The 16233-nt window shown below is 42.6% G+C and carries 18 protein-coding genes and 1 pseudogene; 2 read left to right on the top strand and 17 right to left on the bottom strand.

Features of this window, described 5'->3' with window-relative positions; genetic code table 11:
• Nucleotides 1-106: 106 nt before the first annotated feature.
• From glcK to ACQXR1_RS05610, 8 genes and pseudogenes are all read right to left on the bottom strand, one after another.
• Nucleotides 107-1072: a glucose kinase GlcK gene (gene glcK / locus ACQXR1_RS05645; RefSeq protein WP_014664607.1), complete on the bottom strand. Its 966-nt coding sequence runs from the start codon at nt 1070-1072 to the stop codon at nt 107-109.
• Nucleotides 1073-1082: 10 nt separating this feature from the next.
• A pseudogene (locus ACQXR1_RS05640) lies at nt 1083-1299 on the bottom strand (YqgQ family protein).
• Between the two features lie 111 nt (nt 1300-1410).
• On the bottom strand, nt 1411-2922 hold the full coding sequence (gene yqgP / locus ACQXR1_RS05635; RefSeq protein WP_430771840.1) for a rhomboid protease YqgP: 1512 nt from the start codon (nt 2920-2922) through the stop codon (nt 1411-1413).
• An 89-nt stretch (nt 2923-3011) separates the two neighbouring features.
• Complete coding sequence (locus ACQXR1_RS05630; RefSeq protein ID WP_003230126.1) at nt 3012-3185, bottom strand: hypothetical protein; 174 nt, start codon at nt 3183-3185, stop codon at nt 3012-3014.
• A gap of 66 nt (nt 3186-3251) precedes the next feature.
• Nucleotides 3252-3815 (bottom strand): 5-formyltetrahydrofolate cyclo-ligase, encoded by a 564-nt coding sequence (locus ACQXR1_RS05625; protein WP_430771839.1) that lies wholly within the window; start codon nt 3813-3815, stop codon nt 3252-3254.
• An 83-nt stretch (nt 3816-3898) separates the two neighbouring features.
• Nucleotides 3899-4048 carry a 50S ribosomal protein L33 gene (gene rpmG, locus ACQXR1_RS05620; RefSeq protein WP_003153056.1) on the bottom strand — a complete coding sequence of 50 codons (150 nt, stop codon included), beginning with the start codon at nt 4046-4048 and terminating at the stop codon, nt 3899-3901.
• An 83-nt stretch (nt 4049-4131) separates the two neighbouring features.
• Nucleotides 4132-5211 carry a glycosyltransferase family 4 protein gene (locus ACQXR1_RS05615; RefSeq protein WP_430771838.1) on the bottom strand — a complete coding sequence of 360 codons (1080 nt, stop codon included), beginning with the start codon at nt 5209-5211 and terminating at the stop codon, nt 4132-4134.
• A complete protein-coding gene (locus tag ACQXR1_RS05610; RefSeq protein ID WP_430771837.1) occupies nt 5208-5678 on the bottom strand; it encodes a hypothetical protein in 471 nt (156 codons plus the stop codon). Before ACQXR1_RS05610 ends, ACQXR1_RS05615 begins: the two co-directional genes overlap by 4 nt.
• Before the next feature lie 179 nt (nt 5679-5857).
• On the opposite strand from ACQXR1_RS05610, the gene ACQXR1_RS05605 reads away from it, so the two are divergent.
• Together ACQXR1_RS05605 and ACQXR1_RS05600 are read left to right on the top strand one after the other, a co-directional pair.
• The gene (locus tag ACQXR1_RS05605; protein ID WP_014477348.1) at nt 5858-6211 is read left to right on the top strand and encodes a hypothetical protein; all 354 of its coding nucleotides are present in this window, start codon (nt 5858-5860) and stop codon (nt 6209-6211) included.
• Nucleotides 6208-6672: an endolytic transglycosylase MltG gene (locus tag ACQXR1_RS05600; protein WP_069839497.1), complete on the top strand. Its 465-nt coding sequence runs from the start codon at nt 6208-6210 to the stop codon at nt 6670-6672. Before ACQXR1_RS05605 ends, ACQXR1_RS05600 begins: the two co-directional genes overlap by 4 nt.
• Nucleotides 6673-6702: 30 nt before the next feature.
• On the opposite strand, the gene pstB (ACQXR1_RS05595) is transcribed toward ACQXR1_RS05600, so the two are convergent.
• The 9 genes from pstB (ACQXR1_RS05595) to ACQXR1_RS05555 form a co-directional block, all read right to left on the bottom strand.
• Entirely contained in the window at nt 6703-7485 is a 783-nt protein-coding gene (gene pstB / locus ACQXR1_RS05595; protein ID WP_040082619.1) for a phosphate ABC transporter ATP-binding protein PstB, read from the bottom strand.
• 10 nt (nt 7486-7495) lie between these two features.
• Nucleotides 7496-8305 carry a phosphate ABC transporter ATP-binding protein PstB gene (gene pstB, locus ACQXR1_RS05590; protein ID WP_014664617.1) on the bottom strand — a complete coding sequence of 270 codons (810 nt, stop codon included), beginning with the start codon at nt 8303-8305 and terminating at the stop codon, nt 7496-7498.
• Between the two features lie 20 nt (nt 8306-8325).
• Nucleotides 8326-9210: a phosphate ABC transporter permease PstA gene (gene pstA / locus ACQXR1_RS05585; protein ID WP_003230103.1), complete on the bottom strand. Its 885-nt coding sequence runs from the start codon at nt 9208-9210 to the stop codon at nt 8326-8328.
• Nucleotides 9210-10139 (bottom strand): phosphate ABC transporter permease subunit PstC, encoded by a 930-nt coding sequence (gene pstC, locus ACQXR1_RS05580; RefSeq protein WP_014477352.1) that lies wholly within the window; start codon nt 10137-10139, stop codon nt 9210-9212. Before pstC ends, pstA begins: the two co-directional genes overlap by 1 nt.
• A 67-nt stretch (nt 10140-10206) precedes the next feature.
• Nucleotides 10207-11109, bottom strand: a complete 903-nt coding sequence (locus ACQXR1_RS05575) for a phosphate ABC transporter substrate-binding protein (RefSeq protein WP_103749577.1) — start codon at nt 11107-11109, stop codon at nt 10207-10209.
• Between the two features lie 154 nt (nt 11110-11263).
• Nucleotides 11264-13414, bottom strand: a complete 2151-nt coding sequence (gene pbpA / locus ACQXR1_RS05570) for a penicillin-binding protein 2A (protein WP_430771836.1) — start codon at nt 13412-13414, stop codon at nt 11264-11266.
• 113 nt (nt 13415-13527) lie between these two features.
• A complete protein-coding gene (locus ACQXR1_RS05565; protein WP_014664622.1) occupies nt 13528-14820 on the bottom strand; it encodes an MFS transporter in 1293 nt (430 codons plus the stop codon).
• 106 nt (nt 14821-14926) lie between these two features.
• Entirely contained in the window at nt 14927-15535 is a 609-nt protein-coding gene (gene sodA, locus ACQXR1_RS05560) for a superoxide dismutase SodA (RefSeq protein ID WP_069839500.1), read from the bottom strand.
• Nucleotides 15536-15713: 178 nt separating this feature from the next.
• Entirely contained in the window at nt 15714-16196 is a 483-nt protein-coding gene (locus tag ACQXR1_RS05555) for a DUF456 domain-containing protein (RefSeq protein WP_014664624.1), read from the bottom strand.
• Nucleotides 16197-16233 lie beyond the last annotated feature (37 nt).

The following is a 16233-nucleotide window of genomic DNA, read 5'->3' as shown; positions in this document are numbered from 1 at the left end:
TATGCAGCACGCTCAAAAAAATCAGTCAATTCCCAACATTCTCATTAACACATCAAATTAAATCTTAACCTGAGCACAACAAAAAATCAATTTCATTTACACATTTTTAACAATTTTGGTGTTTTAGCCATTCGTTTTTAGCGATCCAAGCGCCTCCAATAACGCCGGCATCATTTCCAAGTGCTGCGATTGAAATATCAGCAGCTTGGGCTGCCCGCGGAAACGCGCATTTGCGGAATGTTTTCTCGACTTTTGATCTCAGCAGCTCTCCGGCTCTCGATACGCCGCCGCCAAGAACGATTTTTGACGGATTAAGCGAGCTTGCCAAATTTCCGAGCACCAAACCAAGGTGCTTGGCTACATAATCAACCACCTCAAGGGCAATTTCATCATTTTCACCAGCCGCTTCAAACACATCCCGCGCTGACAATTGTTCAGTTGCTTTTAAACGTGTCGTCTGCTTAGCATTCGCTATTTTTTCTTTTGCAATTCTTACAATTCCTGTTGCCGATGCAATGGTTTCGATACAGCCCGTCTTGCCGCAGTTGCAAGGCGCTCCGCCTTCAGGGATGCTGCAAATATGGCCGATTTCTCCGCCGGCGCCATTTATGCCATGTACAATTTCACCATTTGCAATAATGCCGCCGCCAACTCCTGTGCCAAGCGTCACAAGAATGACGTCCTTCGCGCCATCACCCGCTCCCTTCCACATTTCCCCGAGCGCAGCAATATTCGCGTCATTTTCTATCACTGCTGGGATGCCGGTCTCTGTCTCCAAATGGTTTTTTAAAGCGTAATTTTTCCATCCTAGATTTACGGTTTCATAAACAACTCCTGCCGCCATATCTACAGGACCCGGTGCGCCCATTCCGATGTATTTAATGAGGTGCTTCGGTTTTTGCAGCTCATCCAGCTTGCTGTCGATTGTTTTTGCAATTGTAACGGTAATGGTGTCGCCGGTTTTATCAGTCGGGACTTCCCATTTATGCTGAATTTCACCATATTGATTAATAAAAGCGAGTTTAATCGTCGTTCCTCCCAGGTCAATGCCCGCAAACCAAATCTCATCCATTTTTATCACCTTAGCCTTTATAAAAATCTCTTAACGTTTTTTGTTTGTTCCAATTCTTTTCGAAGGACAGCTGCCGCTCTGGCCCACTGCTCCTTTTCAATCATGTGGTTCATGTATAATTCCTTTAATTCATCTAACATAAACTCAATTTCAAGCTCTCTGTCTCCAAAATAAACAATGTGGCCAAACGTTTTTAACAGCTGCTGCACATCATAAAATGTATTCATTTTTCCTCACCATTTCTTGATCTTAACTTATCATAAGCGTATTCATATGGAAGCGGTCCGTCAAGAAGAAAACGCTGACAAAAAAGCATGCCCCCTTACCCTATTCAACCTTTATGATTGTTTATTGTTTTCAATTTGCTGCTGAAGCTCTTTGTAGCGCTTCTCCTTCGGCTTCAGTTTTACAGCCGTCCGGATGGCCTTTTCTGCTTGGCCCAGCTCATTTTTTTCCACATACAATACGGCTAAATTGTAATATGAAGCATGGTCTTTAGGTTCTTTTTTCACTGCTCGTTCCAAAAGGGAAATCGCCTGATCGTATTCGCCGAGTTGAATATCAGAAACCGCCAAGATTTTCAACAGATCGGCAGAAGCATCTTTTTGCTCTGCTTCTCCGTTTAGCAATTCCGTTACTTCTTCATACTTTCCTTCCTGATAAAGCTCACTTGCCTGCTGAATCAGCGCTGACTCCTGGTGGGAAGGCGAATGCAATCCGTAATATAAAAATCCAGCCGCCAAAGCAATCAGTAAAACCGCTGACAACAATCTTTTTCCAAAGGCTCCGGCTTTGGGCAGCCCCAGTGCTGCAGCGGCGAAAAAGCCGCCAATCAAGCCGCCAATATGTCCCGAATTATCAATATTCGAAACCGCAAAACCAAAGCCCAGATTGATGATAATAATGACAATAATATTGGTTCCTATGGTTCTCAAAAACATTTTCCGATTTGACAAAGCTACATACAGCAGTGCGCCTAAGCATCCGAATATGGCTCCTGATGCGCCTGCTGAAGGATACGGGCTGAACACAAAGCTCGCAATCGATCCCGTAATGCCAGCCGCCAGATAAATCAGCAGAAACCTGCCCGATCCATACATGCGCTCAACCGCTGTACCAACCGACCATAAAGCCAGCGTATTAAAAGCTAAATGCGCTATGCCAATGTGAAGCACGATCGGTGTCAGAAGACGCCACCATTCTCCTTGTGCAATCAGGCTGTTTTCCTTTGCTCCAAAAGCGACCAGCGTCTCCGTATTTGTGCTGCCCCCGTTTATTTCGAGCACGAAAAACATTAGGACCTGAAGCGCAATAAATAAATATGTAAAGATAGGTTTTCCATTTTGAAAAACCGCCGCTTCAGTTTTTCTCTGTTCTTCTTGTTTCTGCACTAACGAAAGGAAGCGTTCCCTTGCTATTTGCGTGTCTTCAAACGAAACGTTTTCTTCTGTACGAAATGATGGAAAAACCGCTTGAAGATCATCTCGAAGCATCGATCCTCTAACGATCAGAGGCTCAACTGACACAGTTCCCTTCTCAAAAGGTCGTTTGGAAATTTCTTGCCAGTCATCAACAGGGGCTTCAGTTGAAAAAAATACATTCAGCAGCTTCATCCTTCGTCTGCCCAATTGATTTCTGACTCTTTCTACTCGTTCGGCCTGCTCTTCGATGTCTCTAACCATTTCTTGACGGAAATCAAGATCGTGCTTATACAGACGAACTAGATCATGAGAGGACTTGTCCGGTGCTTCCAGCCATATTTCATCTGACTCGCCGGCTTGTATGACGCCATACCCGCTTTTCACCAGGTGCGTTGCCACTTTCCAATATGTATACTCCAGCAAAAACATATTTACCGCTCCAATAGTTTTTTTCCATTATAACAGCTGGCGGTCAAAAACGCCTACTGAAAGCAAAAAATCCCGTTTTTCACGGGATTTTAGAAAGCTTGCTGTATAAACTTATTACGGATAAACGGAATTCTTAAAAACAAATGGATAAAAGACCGCCTGATTCCTGGCTGGCTGAGTACAGTATTCATAAGACGGTAGCGATTTTGATAAAACATGACGGCAGAAACAGCAAAAATGGCATAAATCAAAAGTTTTTTCATGATATCCCTCCTGCCAATAGGGTTTGTTATTCTACCTGATTTATTCTCGAAAAAGAGGCAGGAAAGTTATGAATAACAAGAAATGATGCGATCCTCTGTTATCAGCTTATGTACCGGCATGTCATGCGGCAGACGGGGTACGTGCGCAAACAGCTGGCACTCGAAAAGCAGAGAGACTGTCTTTCCTTCATATTTACTTAAAAAACGATCATAATAGCCGCCTCCAAAGCCGATCCTAAAACCGTTAACATCAAAACAAACACCTGGAACGATCATCAAGTCAATTTGTGATGGGTTTACTTCTTTTGTTTTTTCAATTATCGGCTCAAGGAGTCCGGCGTAAACGGTTTCGAGCTGATCATCAGTCTGATATGCGCGAAATTGCATTTTCTTCGTGTCCGGGTGGCATTTTGGGATGCAAACTTGCTTTCTTTCCTCCCAAGCCTGCTCAATGACCGGACGCGTCGGTATCTCTAGTCCTCTGGAAATGGTGACGGCAATGGTGCTGGCATTTTGCCAGTCCGGCAGAGAAAACAAATCCTTATACATACGTTCCGTTTTTTGAAGCAAATCTTCATTTGATAAAGCAGACAGTGCCTCCATCGTCTTTTTTCTTAATTGTGATTTCATTTCTCATCCCCCTCGGAATAGAAAAAAGCCAGAACCTTTTTCAAAGCTCTGGCTTTTTTCTTACACCTCAAACAGCAAAGCTGTTATTTTGTTTCACGGTGTAACGTAGATTTTTTATCACGTGGGCAATATTTTTTAAATTCAACGCGGTCTGGATTATTGCGTTTGTTCTTTTTAGAAATATAGTTACGCTCACCACATTCAGTGCAAGCCAAAGTAATATTAACGCGCATTATTTTCCCTCCAAACTAAAATCATTTACTTATTCAGACTTATATATAATACCACTATAATGGACGGAATGCTAGGCTGTTTTTCAATGAATTGCTGAATTATTGATGATACGCTCATAAAGCTGCACATATGATGCCGTAATGAGTCGGGGGTGGTGGAGCTTAAACACTTGTTGTCTGCCAGCTTCCTTTATCCGGCGGGCTTTTTCCCGGTCTTTTAAAAAACGGTCCAGCAGATCAGCCGCTTCCTGTACGTGCGTAAAATCAGCGATGATTGCCGTTTTGTCATGAACGGCATAATCACAAAAACCACCCGACTGAGAAACGACAGTCAGCACACCTTGTTCCATGCTTTCCTGTGCGGCAAGCCCAAACGGTTCATAAGAACTAGGGAAAACTGCCATTTCACAGTGAGACAGTAACATTCTAATGTCTTTTCTATTCAGAAACGGCAGGAACATGACTCGATCCTTTAGGTTCAATGCCGCAGCCAATTTCTCATAGGAGGACAGAGACGGACCCTCCCCAGCCAGCACTAGATAGAGGTCAGGCTGCCGCTGCTTCAAGATGGCAAACACCTTTAACAGCTGAGAAAATCCTTTTTCCGGAACGAACCTTCCATATGAAAAGAGGAATCTTCTATTTATGCTTCTTGGGATTTTCCCCTTCTCTTCCTCCATAGATGCAGGGCTCGGAATAACGGTTGTTTTTTTATGTGCTGCCTTATTTAAAGACTGCTTCATAAATGTGCTTAATACGATCAAAGCATCGGCGGACTCTATAAGGAGCTGTTCGGTCTTGAGCCTGTATGGGTGTGGGACTTCTCGGCACACCTTCTTCCTTTCGCTTTCAAGACCGTGGATTGTCGCAGCAAGCGGAAGGCCAAGCCGTTGTTTCAAATACTGGGCGGCAGGGACTGTTGTGTCATCATGCGCATGAATCAGATCAAAGCGTTCATTGCCGGATAACACCTGGCGAACCATTGTAAAGTTGGCATCGGCTATGTAATCTTCAAACTTCGCATATGAAGACAACTGCCCTCTCGGAGTACAAACCGTCATGTTGATATGAGGATTTAAATAGGAAATGAGACGGTTTAAATAGACACCGAGCCCGCTTTTCGGGCCATCGGGATGTTCGAGTGAAAGCATGAGAATGTTCACCGTTCTTTTTCTCCTTCTCCATAACAGGTGTATGCAGAAAATTGCGCCTCCCACCTGGTGTGCGTCTCCTTAATCTGAAAGCTGTTGATATGACGAATCCCATTTTCATCAAGATAGATGTCGTCTGTGCAGGCAAGCTTGAGAGAGACATTCATGGAGTTAACCATTCTGTATTCAGCCCGATATACAGCATCACCAGCCGCCTGTCCAATCGTCCATTCCCCTTTATCATACGGTGTGCGTTTAGTCCTGACAGCTTCGATATCTTTTCTTTTGATGACAATGCGCAATTCTTTCATCATATCCTGCGTTTTTTCGAAAAGGACCGCTTCAGCCAGCCGCATTGTTTCTTCTGAGATTTCCCAGCATACGGTCAAGGTATGAGCGTTTTGAATGTTCATGTCGAATGTGTCCCTAAAAAAAGAAAGCTTATGTCGTATATTATAGGGAAATGGGTGTTTATCCATGGACTCCTAACATTCTCCTTTCCTATCGTTCACTTAGTGATCCTATTAAACCATTACTTAGAGAAGAAGCAAAGAAAGATTTCTCGACAAAATCTCGTTTTTTTCGCGAATTCCTTTAGAAACTATTGGTTTTATGGTATAAAAAAGAAGGATAAAAAAAGAATAGAAGGTGATGAAACGTGGAAATTGCTATTATTGCGTTGTTTATCGTCAGTATAGCGCTAATTGCATTCTCATATTCTCAAAGAGACCCGATGAAAGATGTAGAACAAGAGCTCGAAACTCTGCAGCTTTCTGCGATGCAGGAAATTTACAAGCTCAAAAAGAAAATGACCGTGCTTGAGGAAGAATTACTGGAAACAAACCTTGTCATCCGCAAATCAAAGCAGAGCGACATCAATCAAAAAATTGCTAAACAAATACTTTCTAAATATAATAACGGCATGTCCGCTGAAGCGATTGCTAAAGCTGAGCATGTGTCAGTGGAAGACGTAAATACGATTATCAAAGATAACGAGAAGGTGCTCGTATGACAAAACGAGGCATTCAGGCATTTGCTGGCGGCATCATTTTGGCTACAGCCGTTCTTGCAGCTGTTTTTTATCTGACTGACGAAGACCAGGCCGCTGCTGTAAAAGAAAATAAAACAGTAACCGAACAAGACGTGAACAATTACCTTGATTCTAAAAAAATGGTTTCTGTGAATCGCGATGAATATCAAAAACTTCTCGATTCAAAAGAGAAATCCTTGACCAATGACAGCGAATCAGACACGAAAACAGACAAGGTCAAAACGTACAAACTGAAAATTAAAGACGGCATGAGCACTGCAGATGTATCTGCTCTTCTTGAAAAAGAAGGCATTATCTCCTCGGCTCAAGACTTTAATGACTATGTCATTGATGCCGGCTATCACAAAGAAATCCGTGCCGGCGAGTTTAAAGTAAAATCAGATATGAGCTTTAAAAAGCTCGTAAAAACGTTAACACGATAAAAAACAGGCTGAAAACTCAGCCTGTTTTTTTCACCCAAACTTTCCTGTAATGTAATCGAGGGTTCTTTGGTCCTGCGGGTTAGAGAACATTTTATTCGTATTGTCGCATTCAACAAGCTCGCCCATATAGAAAAAGGCGGTTTGATCAGAAACCCTCGCTGCCTGCTGCATGTTATGCGTGACAATGACAATCGTATATTTATTCTTCAGCTCAAGAATGAGTTCTTCAATTTTTCTTGTTGAGATTGGATCTAATGCAGATGTCGGTTCATCCATCAGCAAAATATCTGGATTGGTCGCAAGTGCCCTGGCGATACAAAGACGCTGCTGCTGGCCGCCTGACAAGGAAAGAGCGGACGTATGCAATCGATCCTTCACCTCATCCCATAGCGCCACGTCTTTCAATGATTTTTCCACAATTTCTTGAAGCTTCTTTTTATTTTTGGTGCCGTGGACTCTCGGTCCGTAAGCTACATTATCAAAAATAGATTGGGGAAACGGGTTCCCTTTTTGGAATACCATACCGATATTTTTTCGCAAATCCACGATATCCACTTTATCCTTTAAAATGTTGCTGCCATTATAGTTCAGCTCACCTGCAAGCTTTACATTCGGCGTCATTTGAATCATTAAATTCAATGTTTTGATAAAGGTCGATTTCCCGCATCCCGATGGCCCGATAATCGCCGTGACCTCGTTTTCATGTATGCTCAAATTGATATTTTTTAAAGCATGATGCTGTCCATACCATAAGTTCATTCCATTGACTTGATAGACTTCCTGTTTCATTACAGCTTCGGTAGCAATGCTCATTGCCGCCCTCCTATCCGAATTTCCCGTTAATATAATCCTCTGTCTTTTGCTGTTTCGGACTCGTGAAGATCTGTTCAGTCTGTCCGTATTCTACAAGCTCGCCGTTTAAAAAGAATGCCGTCCGATCAGAAACCCGCAGAGCCTGCTGCATATTGTGCGTGACTATAATAATCGAGTATTCTCTTTTCAATTCTGTTATTAATTCCTCTATTTTTGCATTTGAAATCGGATCAAGCGCTGAAGCTGGTTCATCAAGCAGAAGAACAGCCGGCTTCATCGCAAGCGTTCTCGCAATGCATAAACGCTGCTGCTGGCCGCCGGATAACGAGAGTGCGGATGAATGTAAACGATCCTTCACCTCATCCCAGAGCGCTGCTTTTGTTAAACTCTCTTCCACAATTTGATCTAAGGCCGCTTTATTACGCTCTCCGGCATATTTCAATGCATGTGTGATATTTGCATAGATCGATTTCGGAAAAGGATTTGGTTTTTGAAAAACCATTCCGATTTCTCTTCTCAAGCTGACGACGTTAATATTGCCGCCCAATATATTTAATCCTTCATAAAGGATTTCACCTTCAGCTCTTGCAGAAGGAATTAAATCATTCATTCGGTTAATATTTCTCAAAAAAGTAGATTTTCCGCATCCCGACGGCCCAATTAAAGCAGTCACCGCATTCTTTTCAATATCCATGTTCACATGATGAACCGCTTGTTTATTTCCGTAAAAAATAGACAGGTCTTTGACCTCGAGCACGTGGTTCTGCTTCGGAACAATAACAGCTCGCTCAGGTTTTTCTTTTACCATTTGTTCAGACATGTTTTTCGCCTCTTTCCGTTCTAATTTGCCGTAAGCTTTTTGTAGATCATCGTGCCAAGCCATCTCGCCGCGAGATTAAACACAAGAACAGAAATCACCAGCACGGCAGAACCACCGTTGGCAATCGCTTCAGCATCCGGAATCATTCCTTGTGTATTGACGTTCCAAATGTGGACCGCAAGTGTTTCAGCGGGCCTGAAAATATTAAGCGGTGATGTTTCCGAAAACGGGTTCCACTCCGTAAAATTAAGACGCGGTGTTGTCAGGCCTGCCGTAAATAATAATGCGGCCGCTTCCCCGAACACCCTTCCTGACGCTAAAATTGCTCCTGTGATGATAGAAGGAATCGCACTTGGAATTAAAACTGTTTTTACGGTATGCCAGCGTGATACACCTAAAGCGAGAGAGGCTTCCTTCAGATCTTTAGGGACTGAACGGATCGCGTCTTCTGTCACACGCACCATGACAGGAAGGTTAAAAACAGTTAACGCAAGCGCTCCGCCTATGATCGTATATCCCCAGCCTGTTAAGTTGACAAACATCAATAATCCAAACATCCCAATGACAATAGACGGAAGAGATGAAAGCACCTCTATACATGTTCTGATGAAGTCAGTTACTTTGTTATTAGGCGCGTATTCAGCCATGAAGACTCCGCCGCCCACACCGAGCGGGATTGTAATCAGCATTGTAATAAACAAAATATAAAAGGAGTTAAACAGCTGATCTCGTATGCCTCCTCCAGCTGCAATGGCGCTCGACTTTGTTGTAATAAATTGAAAACTGAGCTGAGAAACACCGTTTATAATAATATAGGAAAACAAACCTACTAAAATGGCAGCGATAATGGCTGCACACAAACCAAACATTCCGGTCGCCAGTTTATCTGTTATTTTGCGGTTCATTACACTTTCCTCCTAGATGACAAGTAGCGAATAAGCAGGATGAACAAGAATGACATCACCAGAAGCACAAGCCCCATTGACCACAGCGTATTGTTTTCAACACTTCCGTATGTGGTGTGGCCCATATTCAGCGTGATGATCGTTGTCAGCGTTCCCGCAGTGTCAAACAGGCTTTCCGGCAATACTCTTGTATTTCCAATGACCATCTGAACAGCCAAAGCTTCACCGAAAGCCCGAGCCATGCCTAACACAACAGCTGTCATCAATGTTGGAAAAGCTGCAGGCACAAGTACTTTTCTGATCGTCTGCCATCTTGTGGCACCAAGCGCGTAAGAACCCTCTCGTAAACTCTTCGGAAGAGAAGCCATTGCATCAGCAGAAATCGATGTGATCGTCGGCAGAATCATGACGGAAAGGACAATCGTTCCCGCCAATAAACTGTGCCCTGTTCCGCTCGATTTGAACTGGGCGATAAACGGCACCAATACTGTAAGACCTATGAATCCATAAACAACAGATGGAATACCGACTAAAAGCTCAATCACCGGCTGCAGCACTTTCTTTCCCCAATTCGGGGCAATCTCTGTCATAAAAATCGCACCTGCAATGCCAAGCGGCGCAGCGATTAGAGCAGAAAGAATCGTTACTGCAAATGAGCCAAAAATAAATGGCAGCACTCCGTATTTCGGATCACTATCTGTAGGATTCCAATTTAAGCTCGTTAAGAATTCAATTGGGCTTACACCATTTACAAGAAAAGATTGCAGCCCCTTCACGCCGAGGAAAATGGTAATCGCAACAGATGCCGCAATCATAATCAGTGCACAAGCTGTGACTATCATTCTTCCCCGAACCTCATCCAATTGCCGATTTTGCCTCGAGCTGATTAAACGCTCGCTCACAGACATATTTTCTCTATTGTTTATCATTTTTTACACTCCTATGAATGTGTTAAGAGGAGAAACGGTTGTCCCCGCACTCCTCTTTTTATTAAGATCAGCTTTGCTTCCCGTTGGCATCACGTGTCACTTTCATATCAGTAACCGGAATGTAGCCTTGGTCAGTAACAATGCTTTTTTGAATGTCTTCACTCTTTAGATAATCGAGAAACTCTTTAGCTAAACCTGTCGCTTCACCTTTTGTATAAGAATGCTGATAAGCCCAGATTGGATACTCGCCAGTTGCTACATTTTTCGCTTCAGGCTTAACTCCATCAATAGATAGCGCAGTTACTTTGTCATCTGTTAAATATGAGAATGCAAGATATCCAATCGCTCCCGGAGTATCAGCAATGATCTTTTTCACTGTGTTGGAGGAATCTTCAGTAATGCCTTCTGCAGGTTCTGCTCCATCAAGCGCATACTTCACAAATGTAGCACGTGTGCCAGAAGAATCAGGACGGTTTACAAGTGTAATCTTTTGGTCTTTGCCGCCAAGCTCTTTCCAGTTTTTGATTTTGCCAGTGAAGATTTTTTTCAATTCATCTTTTGAAATATCCTTCACACCAGCATTAGGGTTTACAGCTGCTGCCATACCAACTACTGCGACTTGATGATCAACAAGCGCTTTTGCATCGATGCCTTCTTTTTCTTCAGCAAAAACGTCTGAATTCCCGATCTGAACAGCTCCTTCTGAGACTTGAGAAAGCCCTGTTCCAGAACCGCCAGCTTGTACCTGTATATCAGCATCAGGGTTTTCTTCCATAAATTTTTCCGCGGCAGCAAGTACTAGCGGCTGCATAGCCGATGAACCAGAAATGGTTAAAGAACCTGATGCCTTTTCTTCTCCTTTTGCAGAATCGCTATTCGATTTTTTACTTTCTCCTGCATTTCCGCATGCAGCTGCAATCATCATAAAAGCAGCCATCAGAAGCATAAGCACCAATTTGTTTTTTTTCATTTCCTGAATTCCCCCTGCGTATAATGTGTAATTTGTCCTACACGTATAGAGTAAAGGTTCTATGTAAAAAGGGTTTGAATCGAATGTTAAGGTTTTGTAAATCAATGCGTTTTTTTGTATAAAAAAAACGCCCACATTATGTGAGCGTTTCTTTTTAGTTATCAGAAGGCGTTGTGTTTTCTGCATTTTCTTCGATTTTGTTTTTATTCTTTTGTTGCGTATCTTCTTTGTCCTGCTTCGATTTCAGCTCAAAATATTTATCCATTACTTCCCTGCCGATTTCGTTTGTGATGCTATATTTAGCGCTGTAATCAATATAAGCCCAAGGGACTACTACAGAGATCGCAATCTCAGGATTATCAGCCGGTGCATAGGCAACAAGTGTCGTATTATAAGTCGATGTTCCTGTTTTTGATTTATCAGGTCCATCATAGAACGATTGTGCTGTTCCTGTTTTACCGGCAGGCTGATATGACGCTGAAGCAAATTGGCTGGCAGCTGTCCCTTTTGTCATCACCCGTCTGAATCCGGCCTGAACCTCTTTAATATATTCACTCTTCATGTCGATTTTATTCAGCACTTCCGGCTGAACGGATTGTACGACAGCACCGATCCCTCTTTTAGCATCAGGTTCTCTGACTTCCTTTACAAGCTGAGGCTTTAAGCGATATCCGCCGTTTGCAATCGTTGATACGTATTGCGCGAGTTCCAGCGGTGTATACGTGTCGTATTGGCCGATCGCATAGTCAAGCAAGAATCCCGTCAATCTGTCTGTTCCTTTATAGCCTGTCATTTCATTCGGAAGATCAATTCCAGTTTTGACACCTAATCCAAATTGGCTGAAGTAATTACGGAACGTATCAAAGGCCGTCGTATCAATCGGTAAAGCTTGGTGCGGTTTATATTCACCTTTTCCGAGCGCGATCGCAGTTTTAAACATAAATACGTTGGAAGACTGCTCTAAGGCTCTTTGAATATTGACCGGACCTAAGTTAGTCCATGACTTTTTACCGCGTTTATCCTGACCAATATATAAAGGTTCATCTTGAAAAACAGTATTCAGATTGATGGCTCCGGTTTGAAGGCCTGTCAAGACTGTTGCGCCTTTGACTGCTGAACCCATGGCGTAAGATGACGTCATTGTACCTAAAGCATAATCATCAATTTTATATTTCCCATTTTCTTGTTTAATCTGCTTGCCTGCCATTGAAAGCACTTCACCGTTTCTTGGGTCCATCATCACAACGAATGCCCGGTCTAACAATTGAGTGCTTGGTCTTGCTTTAGCAGCTTTGAGGTTCTTCTCAATGATTTTTTCCACTTCTTTTTGCAAATCAATATCAATTGTTAGTACAAGATCTTTCCCGGCTTTGCCTTCAGATACCGTTTTCGTTCCCGTGACATTGCCGTTTGAATCTGTGATATTTTCGACTTTGGCTTTTTGGCCCTGCAGAAGGCTTTCGTATTGGTATTCCAAATAGCTTTTTCCGACCCTGTCATTACGGCTGTAGCCAAGCGACAAATAATGGTCGAGCAAGTTGGACGGCAATCCTTCATTAGAGCTGGAAACACTTCCGAGCACTGAGCGAAGAAGGTTTTTATACGGATATTCACGTTCCCAATCGGAGGTAACATCAACACCCGGCAGTTCGTCTAAATGTTCACTTACCACTGCCATTTCCTTCGCTGATACATCTTCGTTTTTGATATATTGAGGGGTCAATGCATAGCCCGAATCCATCTGTCTTTTGATAGCGAGGATCTGCATATCTTTATCCGTCAATTCATTCAGCTGCTTATCAGTAATCCGTTTTAGCTGAAGCTGGTATAAATCGTCATCGGATATTTTTTTGTCTTCAACCTGCTGTCTTTCTTTAGAGCTAATCAGCTTTTTTGCTTCTTTCGGTCTAGTCAAAATCCAATAATCTTTTTTATCCCGTTCTGTTACTTTTTTTGTATCGACTTTGATCATGTCAGACAGCTTTTTTGCGATCTTTAAGCGCTGTTCTTGCGTGGTCGATTTAGATCTTGTGTATGTGATTGCATTTAAAGCCTTATTTGTCACAATGGCATTAAAGTTTCGATCATAAATTTTCCCGCGCGGCACCGCCGAGCTGACTTCACTTTGTTCCTGCTTATTCGCTTGATTTTTGTAATCATCGCCTTGCACGATCTGCTTGATGCCCAGTTCCACAATGATCCAGGTAAATATAACAAAAGCAGCTAAAAATAAAATATTCAGCCGGATCGGAAGCGACTTCTTTTTCTCTTTATGATTTTGTTTTTTTGGTTTATTTCTCCTCATAACATCACCTTTTTCTATTTACAGAAAGAAAAGACACTCAGTAAGAGTGCCAGTTTTCATTTTAAAGGTTTTTTCGACTTTTTTCTACAGATAACCCCTTTTTGGCAAAAAAATTATCTCTCGCCTTTTAAAAGGGTCGGTTCTGTTACCCGTTTTTGGCCGTCTTCTTCCATGGTTTCATTTTCCCCTTCCTTCTCCTTAAAACGGATATCCTTGACAAAGTAATAAATCAAAGGATGCCCTATACCCAATATCGCAAGTGACAAAGGAATTCCCACGTCCTCTTTCAGAAGGGCCACGATCAGGAGGAAGCATAAAATCGAAACAATTCTGCCGGCGTTCAAAAACATTTCCCTTAGCACGATATATTCAATTCTTGCTTTTCTGGCATGCCTCGCGCGCCCTATCACATCATATGTAAGTGATACATATGGCACAAGCAACAGAGGATAGCCGATGGCAATAAAAACGCCATACGTTAATAATGTCGAAAAGCTCATATGGAACAGAATCAAAAACAGCGCGCCATACAAAATAAGTCCGCCCAGCAAAATCGATTTTTTTCTGGCCTTTTTCTTAATCAGCCTAGATGCAAAGTAGTAGGCAAAGAAGGAAACAGCTGAATTGACAAGGCCGAATGTACCGAGGGCAAGTTCGCTGTTTGTCTCAATAAATACAAACACACTGATTAAAAAGACAAAAATCCCTTCTCTCAAGCCCTGAAAAAAATGCGCATTCGTAATTCTCCGCCAATTCATATTGCTGTGGCGCTCTCCAAATACTTTGCTCAGCATAAAACGGCCCTTTGATTCTCTCCGTTTTAAGAAAAAGCTCATCACGACAGCGAGGGCAAATAAGCTGAGGGAGAGACTGAAAATGACGGTATAACCCGTATTATTTTCAAGCCTTGAGATCACAAATCCCGCTACAATCGGGCCGATCATTCCTGCAGAGGAAGACAGAATGCCCATAAACCCGTTGAAAAAGTCTCGCGTATCCGGCTCTGTTATTTCAAAGGTCAGCACGTTAAACGCTAGCCAATAAAAGCCATAGCCCACTCCGAGCACCGCTCCGATCAGCACGAGACGGCTGGCCGCCGTTTCTCCGGCTAAAAGCACACTTAAATAAAAGGCGGCTAAGAAAATGACGCCGAATCTTAAAATAAACACCCTGTCTATTTTTTTGGCTAACCGTCCAGCCAAATAAAAGGTTATCGGCTGCATTGTCACAACGGATAAATTATATATCGCCAAATCAATAAATTTCCCTGACTGCTTCCAAAGATACACATTAACAAATGTATTGGACAGTGCAATTCCCAGCGAGTAAAGCCCGCCAATGGTCAGCAGAAAGAGTAACCCTTTGTTTACGTCTACATCGCCTATCACTTTTTTTAGTTTGCTCATTACTGACTCCCCTTTACTATCCCTTAGTCTGTCTCACTCAAACTGAGATATGTAAAAAGAAGACATAAAAAAACAAGGTCCTTTATTGAGGACCTTGTTTGTGTCATTATTTTGCTTCGCTGTATAGACGAGCCACTTCATCCCAGTTTACAACTTTCCAGAAAGCTGAAATGTAATCAGGACGGCGGTTTTGATAGTTAAGATAGTAAGCATGCTCCCAAACGTCAAGACCCAAGATAGGCGTTTTGCCTTCTGAAAGTGGAGAATCTTGGTTTGGCGTGCTTGTGATTTCAAGTTTGCCGTTGTTCACAACAAGCCATGCCCAGCCAGAACCAAAGCGTCCAGCCGCTGCAGCTGCGAATTGCTCTTTGAATTTGTCAAAGCTTCCAAATACACTGTTGATCTCTTCAGCAAGCGCGCCAGTCGGTTCGCCTCCGCCGTTTGGAGATAAAAGTGTCCAGAATAATTTGTGGTTCGCGTGTCCGCCGCCGTTGTTGCGGACTGCAGTGCGGATGTTTTCAGGAACAGAATCAAGATCTGCAACAAGCTCTTCAACTGATTTGTTTGCAAGAGCAGTGTTTCCTTCAACCGCTTTGTTTAAATTTGTAACGTATGTGTTGTGGTGTTTCGTATGGTGAATAGTCATAGTTTCCTTGTCGATATGCGGTTCTAAAGCATCGTACGCATAAGGTAATTCTGGAAGTTCGTAAGCCATGATAATTCCTCCTTAATATATATGTACTGAAATGCCGCTTCACAGCGAGCCTTTCTTCATTCAATGTAACAAAAGAATGCATTGTAATCAATGAAAAAGCTCACAATTTGGCTCATTTCAGCGGACATATTTCACTTTAACCGATAATCAGCACCATTAAACCTCCCGCCAGTATTTCTTATAGGACCGTCCATAAAAAATATCCGATCATCAAAAGCTGTATGATGCCCTTTGCAATGACGCCTGTTAAAAAACCAATTAGTGAACCGAGGCCAATTTTAAACGCTGACTTTAAGTCCTTCTGATGGACGATAAGTTCTGCACAAACAGCACCGATAAACGGACCCAATATGATTCCTGCAACCGGAATGACAAAAGGTCCGATTAATAAACCGATCGTGCTTCCCCATATGGCGGCCTTGCTTCCTCCGAACCTTTTCACTCCAAGCAGATTAGACACGTAATCTGCCGCGAATAATACTGCAGCAAAAACTGCCTCAACGAGCCAGAACATATAGGAATACGGACTGAATGAAAATAAAAATCCGTATAATATGAATCCGGCAACAATAAATACTACACTCGGAATAACAGGATACACCAGCCCGATAAAGGCGATGATAAAAACCGCTGCAATTAACAGCCAATACAACATATCCATAGCTTCCATCCTCCCATTTTACTCTGTCTTCTTCATG

Source organism: Bacillus sp. ATD, from assembly GCF_050585765.1.
Taxonomy (GTDB): Bacteria; Bacillota; Bacilli; order Bacillales; family Bacillaceae; genus Bacillus; species Bacillus stercoris.
Note: the sequence above shows the minus strand (reverse complement) of the source record. Positions and strands in the feature narration are given on the sequence as shown.